Annotated in this window: 11 protein-coding genes; 7 read left to right on the forward strand and 4 right to left on the reverse strand. The window is 74.6% G+C overall.

Annotation, left to right across the window (positions count from 1 at the left end):
* Positions 1 to 57: 57 nt before the first annotated feature.
* On the reverse strand, positions 58 to 2,253 hold the full coding sequence (locus ACLQ20_RS00335; RefSeq protein WP_425853845.1) for a sialate O-acetylesterase: 2,196 nt from the start codon (positions 2,251 to 2,253) through the stop codon (positions 58 to 60).
* Positions 2,254 to 2,441: 188 nt separating this feature from the next.
* Between ACLQ20_RS00335 and ACLQ20_RS00340 the strand changes: the two genes are divergently transcribed.
* On the forward strand, positions 2,442 to 3,419 hold the full coding sequence (locus ACLQ20_RS00340) for an acyltransferase family protein (protein ID WP_425853846.1): 978 nt from the start codon (positions 2,442 to 2,444) through the stop codon (positions 3,417 to 3,419).
* 43 nt (positions 3,420 to 3,462) lie between these two features.
* On the opposite strand, the gene ACLQ20_RS00345 is transcribed toward ACLQ20_RS00340, so the two are convergent.
* Positions 3,463 to 5,430 (reverse strand): trypsin-like peptidase domain-containing protein, encoded by a 1,968-nt coding sequence (locus tag ACLQ20_RS00345; protein ID WP_425853847.1) that lies wholly within the window; start codon positions 5,428 to 5,430, stop codon positions 3,463 to 3,465.
* Positions 5,431 to 5,589: 159 nt separating this feature from the next.
* On the opposite strand from ACLQ20_RS00345, the gene ACLQ20_RS00350 reads away from it, so the two are divergent.
* The 6 genes from ACLQ20_RS00350 (at position 5,590) to hutH (ending at position 13,640) form a co-directional block, all read left to right on the forward strand.
* Positions 5,590 to 6,441, forward strand: coding sequence for a MurR/RpiR family transcriptional regulator (locus tag ACLQ20_RS00350; RefSeq protein ID WP_151454400.1), 852 nt, complete (start codon positions 5,590 to 5,592; stop codon positions 6,439 to 6,441).
* A 17-nt stretch (positions 6,442 to 6,458) separates the two neighbouring features.
* A complete protein-coding gene (gene hutU, locus ACLQ20_RS00355; RefSeq protein ID WP_425853848.1) occupies positions 6,459 to 8,117 on the forward strand; it encodes a urocanate hydratase in 1,659 nt (552 codons plus the stop codon).
* A 55-nt stretch (positions 8,118 to 8,172) separates the two neighbouring features.
* Complete coding sequence (locus ACLQ20_RS00360; protein WP_425853849.1) at positions 8,173 to 9,375, forward strand: allantoate amidohydrolase; 1,203 nt, start codon at positions 8,173 to 8,175, stop codon at positions 9,373 to 9,375.
* A gap of 178 nt (positions 9,376 to 9,553) precedes the next feature.
* The gene (locus ACLQ20_RS00365; protein WP_425853850.1) at positions 9,554 to 10,912 is read left to right on the forward strand and encodes a formimidoylglutamate deiminase; all 1,359 of its coding nucleotides are present in this window, start codon (positions 9,554 to 9,556) and stop codon (positions 10,910 to 10,912) included.
* Entirely contained in the window at positions 10,909 to 12,108 is a 1,200-nt protein-coding gene (gene hutI, locus ACLQ20_RS00370; RefSeq protein WP_151454396.1) for an imidazolonepropionase, read from the forward strand. The genes ACLQ20_RS00365 and hutI overlap by 4 nt, the downstream gene beginning before the upstream one ends.
* Positions 12,105 to 13,640, forward strand: coding sequence for a histidine ammonia-lyase (gene hutH, locus ACLQ20_RS00375; protein WP_151454395.1), 1,536 nt, complete (start codon positions 12,105 to 12,107; stop codon positions 13,638 to 13,640). Before hutI ends, hutH begins: the two co-directional genes overlap by 4 nt.
* A 53-nt stretch (positions 13,641 to 13,693) precedes the next feature.
* Here hutH and ACLQ20_RS00380 read toward each other — a convergent pair whose 3' ends face one another.
* Both ACLQ20_RS00380 and rdgB read right to left on the reverse strand, forming a co-directional pair.
* Complete coding sequence (locus ACLQ20_RS00380; RefSeq protein WP_225852162.1) at positions 13,694 to 14,608, reverse strand: AEC family transporter; 915 nt, start codon at positions 14,606 to 14,608, stop codon at positions 13,694 to 13,696.
* A gap of 22 nt (positions 14,609 to 14,630) precedes the next feature.
* Positions 14,631 to 15,248, reverse strand: coding sequence for an RdgB/HAM1 family non-canonical purine NTP pyrophosphatase (rdgB, locus tag ACLQ20_RS00385; protein WP_151454393.1), 618 nt, complete (start codon positions 15,246 to 15,248; stop codon positions 14,631 to 14,633).
* Positions 15,249 to 15,259: the final 11 nt, after the last annotated feature.

The following is a 15,259-nucleotide window of genomic DNA, read 5'->3' on the forward strand; positions in this document are numbered from 1 at the left end:
CCTGCCGAAGCGCGGCACGCAGCGGCGACCAGGCGGTGGCCAGCCGGCCCGGGTGGATCACGAGCCGCCGGCGGCGATCGTCAGGTTGTGGAAGGCCAGCAGCCCGGCGCCCGTCGCGTTGACGATCCACGGCCCCGCCCCGGCGTGGCCCAGGTAGCTCACCCCCGAGACGCCGTCGGCCGGGCCGGACAGGGTCAGCACCAGCCGGCCGCCGTCGCGGTACGCGACGCCGGTGACGGTGACGGTGCCGCCATGGATGCGGAAGTCCGCCTGCGCCCCGGGCTGGACCGTGAGCGGATCGTCGTCGCGCAGTTGGACGACCACCTCGGTGCGTCGGGCGTCGGCAAAGGCCGCCGACCGCGGGTCGGGGGAGGCCACCCCGTCCCCCGGGCCGCCGTACAGGTCGTGCGCCAGCACGCGGAAGACCCGGTCGCCCAGCTCGCGGTAGCCCTGCTCCCACGCGAAGTGGCAGCCCTCGTGGCCGGACAGGCCGTTGGTGGACAGCACCGTCACGCCGAGGGTGTCGCGCATCCGCCGCTGGGCCTCCCGCAGTTGGCCGGTACCGCTGTCACCGCAGGGCGAGGTGCGCACCTGGAAGACGTAGTACCGGCTTCCGCCGGGAATGTCGGTGCCGATCTCCCGCCGCCAGTCGCCGAGCAGGGCGGTGAACCCGGCCACGTGCCGCGCGGCGTCGTTGTCGTCCGACTCGCCCTGGAACCAGAGCACGGCCCTGACCCGCCCGACCACCCCGGCGGCCACCAGACGTTGCCGCAGGCGACCGTAGTTGGTGGCGAGGTCGCCCGGGCTGGCGTCGTTGCGCTGGAAGAACGAGACGGGCCTGCCGTTCTCGGCGCCGTTGAGGACGGCCACCGGCACCTGGTAGGTGTCCGAGAGCCGGTGGGCCATCCGGATCCCCCACTGGCCGACCGAGCCGGGCTGCCGGATCGCCTCGCTGACCGCGTAGTTCCATTCCCGGTCGGACGCCGAGAGCGTACGGTCCACGGTGGACGAGCCGTAGCTGCGGACGAAGGGTGACTCCTCCCCCGCGGACGATCCCCGGTACTTCGCCGAGACGGCGTTGGACTGGCCCTGGATGACGTAGACGTCACCCGCGACCACCCCGTCCCAGAGGCCGACCCGGCGGCTCAGACCATCGCCCAGCACGTGCAGCTCGAAGCGGTACTCCCGCAGCGCCGCCAGGATGCGCCGGCGGAAGGTGAAGTCACCGGTACCGGTGACCGGCAGGGTCTCCTCCCATCCCTCGGCCCCGCTGGTGATCTTGAGGCGTACGGCCCTGACTCGGGCGTCGCGCACCTTGCCGGTCACGGGGACCACGGCCCCGCTCTCGGCGTCCCTCGGGTACAGCTGCCGGTCGCGGGGGTGCTGGGCGAGGGTGAGCACCGACGGCCTCGCGTACACCGTCAACCGGCGCTCGGTGAAGGCGCCCGCGTTGTCGGCCAGCGTCCAGTCGGGGTGGCCGTCAGGGGCGGTACCGATGCCGAGCGACAGCGTGTTCTTCTTCGAGGTGAACCCGTTGACCGCGAGCACCGTCTGCGGTGCGACGGTGGAGGGGCGGGTGGGGGCGACCAGGTGGACCTGGAACGAGCCGTACCCGAGGGCGCCGCGCAGGTCGTCGTCGGCGTCGAAACGGGCGGCGGAGGCGCCGGGCACCTGACCGGACGCCCCGGCGTTGTACGAGTTGGGCCACATCTCCAGGTAACCGGGAAGCCCCGTGCCGGTCGTCAGGCCCGCCACGTTGGAGGCGATCTCCAGGTCACTGACCCGCTGTCGCACGATCTGACCGCCCCGGGTCGGCAGACCGAGGCGGCGGGCGTCGGTGGTGAACGGCGCCATCGCGGTCCACACCCACTGCCGGCCGGCCGGGCCGGTCAGTTCGAGGCAGTAGCCGACCCGGTCGAAGCCGCGAGCCACCTCGGCGGTGCGGTCGAACGCGTACGCCGGGTTGCGGTTGGTCCAGTCGACGCGGTCGGGCAGGTCCACCGCCGCGACCGGCGTGAAGTCGGCCATGCCGGTGACGTTCGCCGCGCACGTCGTGCCGTCGACCGGGGCAACCGTCGGTCGTGTCCCGTCGCCGCCGGGCGTCGACCATGCCGCCTGCGGCTCCCCCACTGGCGACGAGGGCCAGGCGAGCACCGCCAGTGAGAAGACGAGCAGCCCGACCGTCCCCACGGCGATCCAGACCTTCCGGGGCACGGACCGGAAGCGCTGGAAGGGGGAGAGAGCATCGGGCACCCTCGGACCTCCACTGGTCGGACGGTTCGTCGCGGCAAGGCTATGCGATGCGCGGCGACGGATCGTGCGCGCCCGGGACCTGCGACCACGCCACGCTCCCGGCGTCGCCCCTCGACCCCCGTCGGGAGGCGGGCGGTCGGCGCGGGGCGGGACATGACCCGTCGTCATTGTCTGCGATGATGCCCGCCATGGCCGCTACCACCACGACGCCCGCGGTGGGCACCCGGTCCGTCGGGATCGACACCCTCCGGATCATCGGAATCGCGGCCGTCGTCGTCGGCCACGTCTGGATCGACGACACCACCAGGGCGGTCATCTACACCTGGCACGTCCCGTTGTTCTTCGTCCTCACCGGCTACTTCTGGACGCCCGGCCGACCTATCGGCGGCGAGTTGCGGAAGCGGTGGCAGACCCTCGGCGTGCCGTACCTGGCCTGGCTGGTGATCCTGCTCGCGATGCTCGCGGCCGCGGCGGCGGTGAAGGGCGGCGTGGGATCGGACACCTTCAGCGGAGCGCTGTACGGGGGCACGGCCGCCGTCCGGCCGTTCTCGGCGTTCTGGTTCGTCTCGGTGCTGTTCCTGATCGCGGTCGCGTACCGCTGGCTGGAGCGGTTCGGGACGGCCGTCACCTGGGGGATGGCCCTGGCAGGGCTGCTGGCCGCCCACCTCGCTCCGGACGTGGTCACGGCCGGGCCGCTCGGCGTGTTCCTCGTCCCGGCCTGCCTGCTGTTCGTGCTCTGCGGTCGCCACCTGCGTGAGCTGCGGTCGCGGTTGTCGGCCGGCATGGGTGCCGGCATGGTCTCGGCCGGTGCGGGCCTGGTGCTGATCGGTGCGAGTGGCTCGCTGGACATCAAGGCCGGCGACTTCGGCAACCCGGTGTTCGGTGTGCTGACCGCGATCCTGCTCAGCTGCGGATTCATCCTGCTGGCCGAGGCTCTCGACGGGCGCGTCGGCGCGCCCGCGGCGCACATCGTCGGCCGGCTCGCCGCCTGCGGCATCGCCGTCGTGCTGAGCCATGCGGCGGTGCTCTGGGTCCTGCGCACGGGCCCGGACGGCGGGTGGCCCGACCTGGCGGCCGCCCTCGTGCTGCCCTGGGCCTTCGCGCTGGTCGTGCTGGGCACACGCCTCGGCCCTTACCTCACCGGTACGGGCGGACGCCGGCCGTAGGCGCCGGACGGGCGCCGCCCCCGGGACACGCGCCAGGCCCGCCCTACGCCCGGTTCCCCCGCCGGCTGAACAACATCGCGGTCAGCGCGACGAGCCCGATCAGGAGCACGACACCGGAGGCGACGAGCAGCGGCACCGCCCAGCCCGGCCGGGCCGACGAGCCGCCCTCGCCTCCACCGCTGTCGACGGCCGCCTGACGGTACGCCTGGGCCAGCAGGTTGGCCGGGGACTGCTCCAGCACACCGGAGAAGCGGGAGATCGCGACCGGCTCGTCGCCGGCGAAGTACGCGTCCAGGCCGGAGCGGTAGAGCTTGTCGGGCTCACCGAGGCTGTTCTGCACTCCCGCCGCGCCGAGCAGGCCGGTCATCGTGGACACCGGCGCGACCAGCCGGTTGGCCTTGTCGGGCCGGAGGAGGTCGTTGTCGAGCAACCCGACGACGCGGCCCTGCGGGTCGATCGCGATCCCGCCCCGGGAGTAGAGGCCGACGTCCTCGCTGATGCGGTACGCGCCGACCGTGGACTGGGTGTCCACCCCGGTCACCCGCACGGGCTTGGACAGCACCGTGTAGGTGGCGGACCGGAAGCTGGCATCGGTGGTGCCGTAGCCCAGGATCAGCAGCGGGGTCTCCGGGCTGACGGCGGCGGAGGGGTTCAGCTCGGCGGCGGGAAGGTTCTGCTGGGCGAGCTTGACCAGCGCGAGGTTGCCCTCTTCCAGCGTGAGTGCCCGGACGATGGTGCCGGGGATCGCCGGGCTGTCCGTGACGTCGCCCTTGGCCGCGTTCAACTGTCCGAAGAGCTTGACCTCGGGTGCCGTCGTGGCCTCCGCGCCGGTGAAGCGGGTCGTCCTCATCCTGGCCCGGGTGTAGGCGGAGACGTCCTTCGCGTCGAGCTTCTTCTCGCTGACGAGGACGTTGGCCAGGGCGGAGAGGGCGCCGGCGAGCACGATGTCCTCGGTCGGCTGCACGCACTGACCATTGGTGAGGACGTGTCCGTCGTGGTTTACCACGAACCCGCTGCATCGCCGGCTGAATGTGACGGGCGCCTCCCGCAGCGGGGCGTCGCCCTGCTTGTTCCGCACGTAGCCGGTGAAGATGACCTCCACGAAGACCATGGACGGGGCCGCTGTCGCGAGCGCCCGCTCCTCCGGGCTGTAGAGGGCTGCCTGCGCCCAGGGCTTGAGGCCCGGGTTGACCGGGGTGGCGGTCGGGAAGGCGGTGGAGGTGGGCGCGGGCGCAGCCGCCGGCTCGCCCGAGCCGCCCGTCGTGACCGCCCAGCCGCCGACCCCGCCGCCCAGGGCCGCCACCAGCAGCAGCGCGGCGACGGCGACCCAACGCCCGGTGCGGCGCGGTGGCGGGGTGGAGGACTGGATCCGGCGGGCCGGCGCGGCGAACGGGTCGCCCGGCGGCGGCTCGGCGGGCGGACGGGGCTGCACGACCGGCATCTGGACCGTCTCGCCGGCCACCGGCGCGGGGACGCCCTGGGAGGCGGCGGGCGAGGCCGGAGCGGCCGAAACGGGGTACGGGGTCGCCGACGCCGGCTGGGCGGAGACCGGGCTGGTGTGCATCGCCCACGGCACATGCGGCATCCCGGACACCGGATGCGGCATCCCGGAGACCGGGTGCGGGACCCCGGAGACCGACTGCGGGATCCCGGAGACCTGCTGGGGAGGGGCCGAGACGGGGGGCGCGGCGGCCGGCGCGGGCTCGTACTCGACGCCGAGCGCCCGGAAGAGCTTCTCGGCCCCCGGGCCCACCTCGGAGGAGTACGCCACCCAGGGCGAGGCGGCCGAGAAGTCCGCGTACGTGTAGGGCAGCGCGTTCGGCGCCTGCGCCTGCGCGAGGGAGTTGACGATTCCCGCGAACGCCTCCCGCCACCCGGGGGCTGCGGCCACTGCGGCGTCCAGGACCGCCACGGTGACCAGGCGGCCCTGTCCGTCGATGGCAGCCCAGGCCTTTCCGACCGGAGATCCGCCCAACATGTGGGTGAACCTGTAGGGGCCTTCCGGCTGCATGCGCACTCCTCCGCTCAACGCCGTGGGGATAGTACCGAGGCAGGGCCAGCTCTCCCCCTGCCGGTCGCTGGCCCGACACTCAGCGGGACGGGCAGTTCCCCGGGGGAACTCCGCAACGGACGGTTGCTTTGTGAAAGTTTTCATGCATAGAGTCGCGGCATGAATGAGGGAGCTGTCGTGGCGCCCACCGAGCGGGTGCTGGACCTGTTCCAGGGGGTCCGGCTCACCCCCACCCAGCGCCGCATCGCGCACTGCCTCGTGCAGCACGCGCCGGCCGCCGCGTACCTGTCGGCGGCCGAGGTCGCCGAGCTGGCGGGGGTCAGCCAGCCGTCGGTCACCCGGTTCGCGGTCGCGCTAGGCCACGACGGCTACCCCGCGCTGCGCCGCCGGCTGCGCGAGCTGTCCGCCGGTGCCCCGGGCGACGCGACCGGCGCCGACAACGAGCTCCAGCAGGCGGTACGCGCCGAGATCGGCAACCTCGACCGCCTCGCCGGGCAGCTCGCCGACCGGGACCGGATCGCCGAGACCGGGAGGCTGCTGGCCGCCAGCCGCCCCCTGCCGGTGCTGGGCCTGCGCGCCGCCGCCCCGCTGGCCGCCTACTTCGCCTACTTCGCCGCGAAGGTGCACCCCGACGTACGGGTGCTCGACGACGGCGGCAGCCTGCTCACCGACCGCCTCGAACAGGCCGCCGAGGCCGGGGCGGGCGCCCTGCTCGCCTTCGTCCTGCCCCGCTATCCCCGGGAGACCCTGGACGCGCTGCGCGAGGCGCGGGCTGCCGGCCTCACCGTGGTGGCCATCACCGACTCGCCGGTCAGCCCGGCCACCGAGCACGCCGACGTGGTGCTGCCCGCCGCGGTCGGCGCGCAGCTCGTCTTCGACCTGCACACCGCGCCGATGACCCTGGCCATGGTGCTGCTCCAGGCCATCTGCGACGCCACCCCGACCGACACCCAGCGCCGGCTGGAGGCCTTCGAAGCCTCCGCCGCCCGCCGCCAGTTGTTCCTCGGATGACCCGGAGGAGAGCCGAGATGACCCAGCCCGTCCGCGCCGCACGCGGCACCGAACGCACCGCCCGTGGGTGGCCCCAGGAGGCCGCGCTGCGGATGCTGATGAACAACCTCGACCCGCAGGTGGCCGAGCGCCCCGACGACCTGGTGGTCTACGGCGGCACCGGGAAGGCGGCGCGGGACTGGCCGTCGTACCACGCGCTGGTGCGTACCCTGACCGACCTGCGCGACGACGAGACCATGCTGGTGCAGTCGGGCCGGCCGGTGGGCGTCATGCGTACGCACGAGTGGGCGCCCCGGGTGCTGCTGGCCAACTCGAACCTGGTGGGCGACTGGGCCACCTGGCCGGAGTTCCGTCGCCTCGAACAGCTCGGCCTCACCATGTACGGGCAGATGACCGCCGGCTCGTGGATCTACATCGGCACCCAGGGCATCCTCCAGGGCACCTACGAGACGTTCGCCGCCGTCGCCGCGAAACGGTTCGGGGGAACCCTGGCGGGCACGCTGACGCTGACCGCCGGCTGCGGCGGGATGGGCGGGGCGCAGCCCCTCGCGGTCACCATGAACGGCGGCGTCTGCCTGATCGTCGACGTGGACCGGACCCGCCTGGACCGGCGGGTGCACGACCGCTACCTCGACGAGGTCGCCGACTCCCTGGACGACGCCGTCGAGCGGGTGCTCGCCGCGAAGCGGGACCGGCGGGCGCTGAGTGTCGGCGTGGTCGGCAACGCGGCCACGGTCTTCCCGGAACTGCTGCGCCGGGGTGCCGACATCGACATCGTCACCGACCAGACCAGCGCGCACGACCCGCTGTCGTACGTGCCGGAGGGGGTGGAGTTGACCGACGCGCCGGACCTCGCGAAGGCGAAGCCGGCCGAGTTCACCGACCGGGCGCGGGCGTCGATGGCGAAGCACGTCGAGGCGATGGTCGGGTTCCTGGACGCCGGCGCGGAGGTCTTCGACTACGGCAACTCGATCCGGGGCGAGGCGAAGCTCGGCGGCTTCGAGCGGGCCTTCGACTTCCCCGGCTTCGTGCCCGCGTACATCCGGCCGCTGTTCTGCGAGGGCAAGGGCCCGTTCCGGTGGGCGGCGCTCTCCGGGGACCCGGCCGACATCGCCGCGACCGACCGCGCGATCCTGGAGCTGTTCCCGGAGAACGAGTCCCTCGCGCGGTGGATCCGGATGGCCGGCGAGCGGGTCGCGTTCCAGGGCCTGCCGGCGCGGATCTGCTGGCTCGGCTACGGCGAGCGCGACAAGGCGGGCGTCCGGTTCAACGAGATGGTCGCCTCCGGCGAGCTCTCCGCGCCGGTGGTGATCGGCCGGGACCACCTGGACTGCGGCAGCGTGGCGAGTCCCTACCGGGAGACCGAGGCGATGGCCGACGGCTCCGACGCGGTCGCCGACTGGCCGCTGCTCAACGCGCTGGTCAACACCGCCAGCGGGGCGTCCTGGGTGTCGATCCACCACGGCGGCGGGGTCGGCATCGGCCGGTCCATCCACGCCGGGCAGGTCTGCGTGGCCGACGGCACGGCGCTGGCCGGGCAGAAGATCGAGCGGGTGCTGACCAACGACCCGGCGATGGGCGTCATCCGGCACGTCGACGCCGGCTACGACGCCGCCCGCGAGGTCGCGGAGGCCACCGGCGTGCGGGTGCCGATGGCGGAGGGGGACAACCCGTGAGCGCGAGGAGTGCAGCGCAGCGGAGCCCCGCAGTCGCGAACAACGGAGGTACCGCATGAGCGGCCTCGCCGCCCGGTTCCGGGCGCTGTGGGACGAGATCGCGCCGGTCGGGCGCGACGAGGGCAGCGGCGGCTACCTGCGGTACGCGCTGACCGGGCCGGAGCTGCGGCTGCGGGAGTGGTTCCGCGCGCAGGCCGACCGCCGGGGCATGCCGGTCACCGACGACGGCAACGGCAACCTGTTCGCCCGGTGGGGTGACCCGGAGGCCGGCGACGCGGTGCTGACGGGCAGTCACTTCGACTCGGTGCCGCACGGCGGGGCGTACGACGGGCCGCTCGGCATCGTCAGCGCGTTCCTCGCCGTCGACGAGCTGCGCGCGGCCGGCGTCGCGCCGACCCGACCCGTGGTGGTCGGCGCGTTCGTGGAGGAGGAGGGCGCGCGGTTCGGCGTACCGTGCCTGGGGTCGCGGCTGCTCGCCGGGGAGATCGCGGTGGAGCGCGCGGCCGGGTTGCGCGACGCCGGCGGGGTGAGCTTCGCCGAGGCGCTGGGCGCCCGGCCGGCGGGCGCCCGGCCCGAGCTGCTCGGCGGCTTCGCCGCCTTCGTCGAGCTGCACGTCGAGCAGGGCCGCGCGATGGTGGACGCCGGCGCGCCGGTCGGGGTGGCCAGCGCGATCTGGCCGCACGGCCGCTGGCGCTTCGAGTTCACCGGCGAGGGCAACCACGCCGGTACGACCCGGATGGCCGACCGCCGCGACCCCATGCTGACGTACGCCTTCACGGTGCTGGCGGCCAACAAGGAGGCGCGGCTGCGCGGCGCCCACGCCACCGTCGGCCGGGTGGCGGTCGAGCCGAACGCCACCAACGCGATCCCGTCGAGGGTGACCGGCTGGCTGGACGCCCGGGCCGCCGAGCCGGAGACGCTGACGGGGCTGGTCGACGCGGTACGCGCGAAGGCCGCCGAGCGGGCCCGCCGCGACGGTACGGAGCTGGCGCTGACGGAGGAGTCGGCCACCCCGCTGGTCTCCTTCGACGGCGGCCTGGCCGACCGGCTGGCGACCCTGCTCGACGCGCCGGTGCTGCCCACCGGAGCCGGGCACGACGCCGGGGTGCTCGCCGCGCACCTGCCCACGGCGATGCTCTTCGTGCGCAACCCGACGGGGGTGTCGCACTCGCCGGCGGAGTCGGCCAGCGACGCCGACTGCGCGGCCGGGGTCACCGCCCTGGCCCGGGTGCTGGAGGAGCTGGCATGCCGCCGCTGACCACGATCGGGCGACGTTCTCCTTCCCGTCTGCGGGGCCGGGGTCGCTGTTGCGGCCCTTTCGAGCTGATGTCGCAGACGACTCAGCCCGGCGGCGATCGGCCGGCACCACAGCCGACCCGGCCCCACCGTGATCGACTGATGTCGCAGACGATTCAGCTCGACAGGGGGCACACGACATGACCGGGACCCGCTGGCTGGCCGAGTACGCCTGGCTGCCCGACCACGCCGAGCCGACCCCCGACGTGCTGATCGAGACGACCGACGGGCGGATCACCGGGGTGACGCCGCTGACGGCCGGGAGCACGCCGCCCGCCGGGGTCGAGGTCATGACCGATGCCGAGCGGCTGCCCGGGCTGACCCTGCCCGGGCTCGCCAACGCGCACTCGCACGCGTTCCACCGGGCACTGCGCGGGCGCACCCACGGCGGGCGCGGCGACTTCTGGACCTGGCGCGACCGGATGTACGCGGTGGCGCAGCGGCTGGACCCGGACTCGTACCTGGCCCTGGCCCGGGCGGTCTACGCCGAGATGGCGCTGGCCGGCATCACCTGTGTCGGCGAGTTCCACTACGTGCACCACGACCCGGACGGCACCCCGTACGCGGACCCGAACGCGATGGGCGCGGCGCTGGTCGAGGCCGCCGCGCACGCCGGGATCCGGATCACCCTGCTGGACACCTGCTACCTCACCGCCACCGTCGACGGGGAGCCGCTCGCCGGACCGCAGCGGCGCTTCGGCGACGGCGACGCGCTGCGCTGGGCGGAGCGGGTCGACGCGTTCCGGCCCGCCGACGACCACGCCCGGGTCGGTGCGGCGATCCACTCGGTGCGCGCGGTGCCCGCCGGACAGCTCGCCACCGTGGCCGGCTGGGCGGACCGGCGCGGCGCACCCCTGCACGTGCACCTCTCCGAGCAGCCCGCCGAGAACGACGCCTGCCGGGCCGCGCACGGCTGCACCCCGGCCCGGCTGCTCGCCGACCGGGGGGCGCTCGGCCCGAACACCACGGCCGTGCACGCCACCCACCTGACCGGCGGCGACCTCACGCTGCTCGGGGACGCCGGCACGGGCGTCTGCCTCTGCCCCACCACCGAGCGGGACCTGGCCGACGGGATCGGCCCGGCCCGGCGGATGGCCGACGTCGGCCTGCCGCTCAGCCTGGGCAGCGACAGCCACGCCGTGATCGACCTCTTCGAGGAGGCGCGCGCGGTCGAACTGGACGAGCGGCTGCGCACCCGCCGGCGCGGCCACTTCTCCCCCGCCGAGCTGCGCGACGCGGCCACCGTCGGCGGTCACGCCGCGCTGGGCTGGCGCGACGCCGGGCGGATCGCCGTGGGGGCGCGCGCCGACCTGGTGACCGTACGGCTGGACAGCCCGCGCACGGCCGGCGTACCGCCGGTGGGGGTCTGGTTCGCGGCGGGCGCCGCCGACGTCGCGCAGGTCGTGGTGGACGGCCGGACGGTGGTGCGCGACGGCCGGCACCTGACCGTCGACGTGCCGGCCGAACTGACCGCGACGATCGAGGAGGTGACCTCGTGAGCAGTCTGCTGGTCGACGACATCGGCGAGCTGGTGACCAACGACCCGCCCGGCGACGAGGGCGGCCCGCTGGGCATCCGGCGCGACGCCGCCCTGCTGGTCGAGGAGGGGCGGGTGGCCTGGATCGGGCCGTCCCGCGACGCGCCGGCCGCCGACCGGCGACTGGACGCCCGGGGCGCCGCCGTGCTCCCCGGCTTCGTGGACAGCCACGCCCACCTGGTCTTCGCCGGGGACCGGGCCGCCGAGTTCGCCGCCCGGATGGCCGGGCAGCCGTACACCGGCGGCGGCATCCGGACCACCGTCGGCGCGACCCGGGCGGCCACCGACGACGAGCTGCGGGCCACCGTGCGCCGGCTGCGCGGCGAGGCGATGCGGCAGGGCACCACCACCATGGAGATCAAGAGCGGGTACGGCCTCACCGTCGCCGACGAGGCCCGCTCGTTGGCGATCGCCGCCGAGGTCAGCGAGGAGACCACCTTCCTCGGCGCGCACGTGGTCCCCGCCGAGTACGCCGACCGCCCCGACGACTACGTGGGCCTGGTCTGCGGGCCGATGCTGGCCGCCGCCGCGCCGCACGCCCGCTGGATCGACGTCTTCTGCGAGCGGGGCGCGTTCGACGTCGACCACGCCCGCGCCATCCTCGCCTGCGGGCAGGCCGTCGGGCTGGGCGTGCGGGTGCACGCCAACCAGCTCGGCCCCGGGCCGGGCGTCCAGCTCGGCGTCGAGCTGGGCGCGGCGAGCGTCGACCACTGCACCCACCTGACCGACGCCGACGTCGACGCGCTGGCCTCGGCCGGCGAGACGTGGGTCTCCGGATTCGAGCCGACCACCGTCGCGACCCTGCTGCCCGGCGCCGAGTTCTCCACCCGCTCGCCCTACCCGGACGCCCGCCGACTGCTGGACGCCGGCGTGATCGTGGCGCTGGCGACCGACTGCAACCCCGGTTCGTCGTACACCTCGTCGATGCCGTTCTGCGTCGCGCTCGCCGTACGCGAGATGCGGATGACCCCGGCGGAGGCCGTCTGGGCCGCGACCGCCGGCGGCGCCCGGGCGCTGCGCCGCGACGACGTCGGGGTGCTGCGGCCCGGGGCCCGGGCCGACCTGATGATCCTCGACGCCCCGTCCCACCTGCACCTGGCCTACCGGCCCGGTGTGCCACTGATCCGCCAGGTTCTGCGCAACGGAGTGCCCCAATGACCGTCACCGTCCTGCCCACCGGGATCTCCCCCGCCGACGTGCTCGCCGTCGCGCGCGGCACCGCCAAGGTCGTCCTCGACCCGGCCACCGTCGACGCCATGACCGTCAGCCGGTCCATCGTCGACGGCATCGAGGCCGCCGGCCGGCCGGTCTACGGCGTCTCCACCGGCTTCGGCGCGCTGGCGAACACCTTCGTCGCGCCCGAGCGGCGGGCCGAGCTCCAGCACGCGCTGATCCGCTCCCATGCGGCCGGGGTGGGCGCGCCGATGCCGCGCGAGGTGGTCCGGGCCATGATGCTGCTGCGGGTCCGCTCGCTGGCGCTCGGCCGCTCCGGGGTCCGGCCCCTGCTCGCCGAGGCGCTTGTCGACCTGCTCAACCACGACGTGACGCCGTGGGTGCCGGAGCACGGCTCGCTGGGCGCCTCCGGCGACCTGGCGCCGCTGGCGCACTGCGCGCTGGTGCTGCTCGGCGAGGGCTGGGTGCTCGGCCCGGCCGGCGAGCGGCTGCCCGCCGCCGACGCGCTGCGCCGGGCCGGGCTGTCGCCGGTCGGGCTGGCCGCCAAGGAGGGGCTGGCGCTGATCAACGGCACCGACGGCATGCTCGGCATGCTGCTGCTGGCGATCCACGACGCCGCGCACCTGTTCACGATGGCCGACGTCACCGCCGCCCTCGCCATCGAGGCGATGCTCGGCTCGGAGCGGCCGTTCCTGCCGGAGCTGCACGCCATCCGGCCGCACCCCGGGCAGTCGGCCTCGGCGGCGAACATCCACCGGCTGCTCCAGGACTCCCGGGTGATGGACTCGCACCGCGACGACCTCGCGCACGCGGTGCAGGACGCGTACTCGATGCGGTGCGCGCCGCAGGTCGCCGGGGCGGCCCGGGACACCCTGGACTTCGTCCGGACGGTGGCCGGGCGGGAGCTGGTCTCGGTGGTGGACAACCCGGTGGTGCTGCCCGACGGCCGCGTCGAGTCGACCGGCAACTTCCACGGCGCGCCGCTCGGCTTCGCCGCGGACTTCCTGGCCATCGCCGCCGCCGAGGTGGGCGCGATCGCCGAGCGCCGGGTGGACCGGCTGCTCGACGTCACCCGGTCCCGGGAGCTGCCGGCGTTCCTCTCCCCCGACGCCGGAGTCAACTCCGGGCTGATGATCGCCCAGTACACGGCGGCCGGGATCGTCGCGGAGAACCGGCGGCTCGCCGCGCCGGCGTCGGTCGACTCGCTGCCCACCAGCGGCATGCAGGAGGACCACGTCTCCATGGGCTGGGCGGCGGCCAAGAAGCTACGCACCGTGCTGGACAACCTGACCAGCCTGCTCGCCGTCGAACTGCTCGCCGGGGTACGCGGGCTCCAGCTGCGCGCCCCGCTCACCCCGTCGCCGGCCGGGCGGGCGGCCGTCGCGGCGCTCGGCGGGATCGCCGGGGAACCCGGGCCGGACGTCTTCCTGGCCCCGCTGATGGAGGCCGCCCGGGCCGTGCTGGCCGGGCCCGAGCTGCGCGCCGCCATCGAGCGCGAGATCGGCCCCCTCGACTGACGGCCCGCGCCGGGCCGCCGTGGCGCCACGGTGGCCCGGGCGCCGGCCGGGTGTCAGCCCGCCAGCACCGCCACCCCGATCAGCACGGGCACGGCGGCCACCGTCGACAGCAGGATCGAGTCGCGCGCCAGGACCGTGCCCCGGCCGTAGCGGATCGCGTAGACGAAGACGTTCTGCGCCGTCGGCAGTGCGGCGGTGACCGTGCAGGCCAGCACGAGGTTGGGCGGCAGCCCCATCGCGAAGCGGGCGACGAGGTAGGCGACGGCCGGCTGGACCACCGTCTTGAGGACGACCGCGAGCCGGACGTCGCGTCCGGTGTCGCCGGAGCCGGGCCGTGGTGCGCCGTGCAGGGAGAGGCCGTACGCGATCAGCGTGGCGGGCACCGCCATCGCCGCGACGAGCTCGATCGGCCGCAGGACCGGCTCCGGCGGCAGCCAGCCGGTCAGGCTGGCCGCGACGCCCAGCGCGCACGCGATGGTGACCGGGTTGGTCAGCGGCTGGAGCACCACCGTGCCGAGCGACGGCCTGCTTCCCGCCGTGGCCGCCTCGAGGAAGGCGAACGCGACGGGCGTCATGACGACCAGTTGGAACATCAGCACGGGCGCGACGAACGAGGCGTCCCCGAGGACGTAGACCGCGACGGGGATGCCGATGTTCGCCGCGTTGACGTACGACGAGGCCAGCGCGCCGATCGTCGCGTCCGCGACGGAGCGACGCCAGCAGAGCCGCGCGACGGCGACGAACACCGACGCCACGGCGGTGGTGCTGACCACCGTGACGACGAGGGCGGACGAGACGACCGCGGGCACGTCCGCCCGGGCCACCGTCTCGAACAGCAGCGCCGGAGTCGCGACGAAGAACGCGACACGGGAGAGGACGGTGGCCGCCTCCGGCCCCAGCACCCCGCCGCGGCCGAGCGCGTAGCCGACGGCGATGACGGTGACGATGACGGCGAACCCCGTCAGCACCCCTCCCACCGGGGCGGGTCCGTCAGCTCGCGGGCGGCAGCACCTTGGCGACCAGCTTGGCCAGCTCGCGCAGCGCCTTGCCCCGGTGGCTGACCGCGTCCTTCTCCTGCGGCGTCAGCTCCGCGTTGGTGCGGTCCTGACCGTCGCCGAGGAAGATCGGGTCGTAGCCGAACCCGCCGTCGCCGCGCGGCGACCGGAGCAGCCGGCCGCTCTGCCGGCCATCGACCAGGTGCTCCTTGCCGCCGGGCAGCACCAGGGCCACCGTGCAGACGAAGGACGCGGCCCGGTTCTCGTCGGGCAGGTCCGCGATCTGGTCCAGCACGAGCTGGAGGTTGGCCTGGTCGTTGCCGTGCCGGCCGGCCCAGCGGGCGCTGAACACCCCCGGCATGCCGTTGAGGGCCTCGACGGCCAGCCCGGAGTCGTCGGCGATCGTCGGCAGGCCGGTGCGCCGGCAGCCCTCCCGCGCCTTGATCAGCGCGTTCTCGCCGAAGGTCAGGCCGCTCTCGGGCAGCTCCGGGTATTCCTCGACGTCGTCCAGCCCGATCAGGGCGACGCGGTGCGCGCCGAGCGCGCCGTCGAGGATCCGCTGGAGCTCGACGAGCTTCTTGCGGTTACGGGTGGCGAGCAGCACCTTGTTCATCAGAATCCACC

It is taken from the genome of Micromonospora sp. DT46 (genome assembly GCF_049841735.1).
Lineage (GTDB): Bacteria > Actinomycetota > Actinomycetes > Mycobacteriales > Micromonosporaceae > Micromonospora > Micromonospora reichwaldensis.

Bases quoted from the DNA above. Each gene is read 5' to 3' on its own strand.
- ACLQ20_RS00340 (WP_425853846.1), top strand. From the start codon at position 2,442: ATGGCCGCTACCACCACGACGCCCGCGGTGGGCACCCGGTCCGTCGGG.
- ACLQ20_RS00345 (WP_425853847.1), bottom strand. From the start codon at position 5,430: ATGCAGCCGGAAGGCCCCTACAGGTTCACCCACATGTTGGGCGGATCT.
- ACLQ20_RS00350 (WP_151454400.1), top strand. From the start codon at position 5,590: ATGAATGAGGGAGCTGTCGTGGCGCCCACCGAGCGGGTGCTGGACCTG.
- hutU (WP_425853848.1), top strand. From the start codon at position 6,459: ATGACCCAGCCCGTCCGCGCCGCACGCGGCACCGAACGCACCGCCCGT.
- ACLQ20_RS00360 (WP_425853849.1), top strand. From the start codon at position 8,173: ATGAGCGGCCTCGCCGCCCGGTTCCGGGCGCTGTGGGACGAGATCGCG.
- ACLQ20_RS00365 (WP_425853850.1), top strand. From the start codon at position 9,554: ATGACCGGGACCCGCTGGCTGGCCGAGTACGCCTGGCTGCCCGACCAC.
- hutH (WP_151454395.1), top strand. From the start codon at position 12,105: ATGACCGTCACCGTCCTGCCCACCGGGATCTCCCCCGCCGACGTGCTC.
- rdgB (WP_151454393.1), bottom strand. From the start codon at position 15,248: ATGAACAAGGTGCTGCTCGCCACCCGTAACCGCAAGAAGCTCGTCGAG.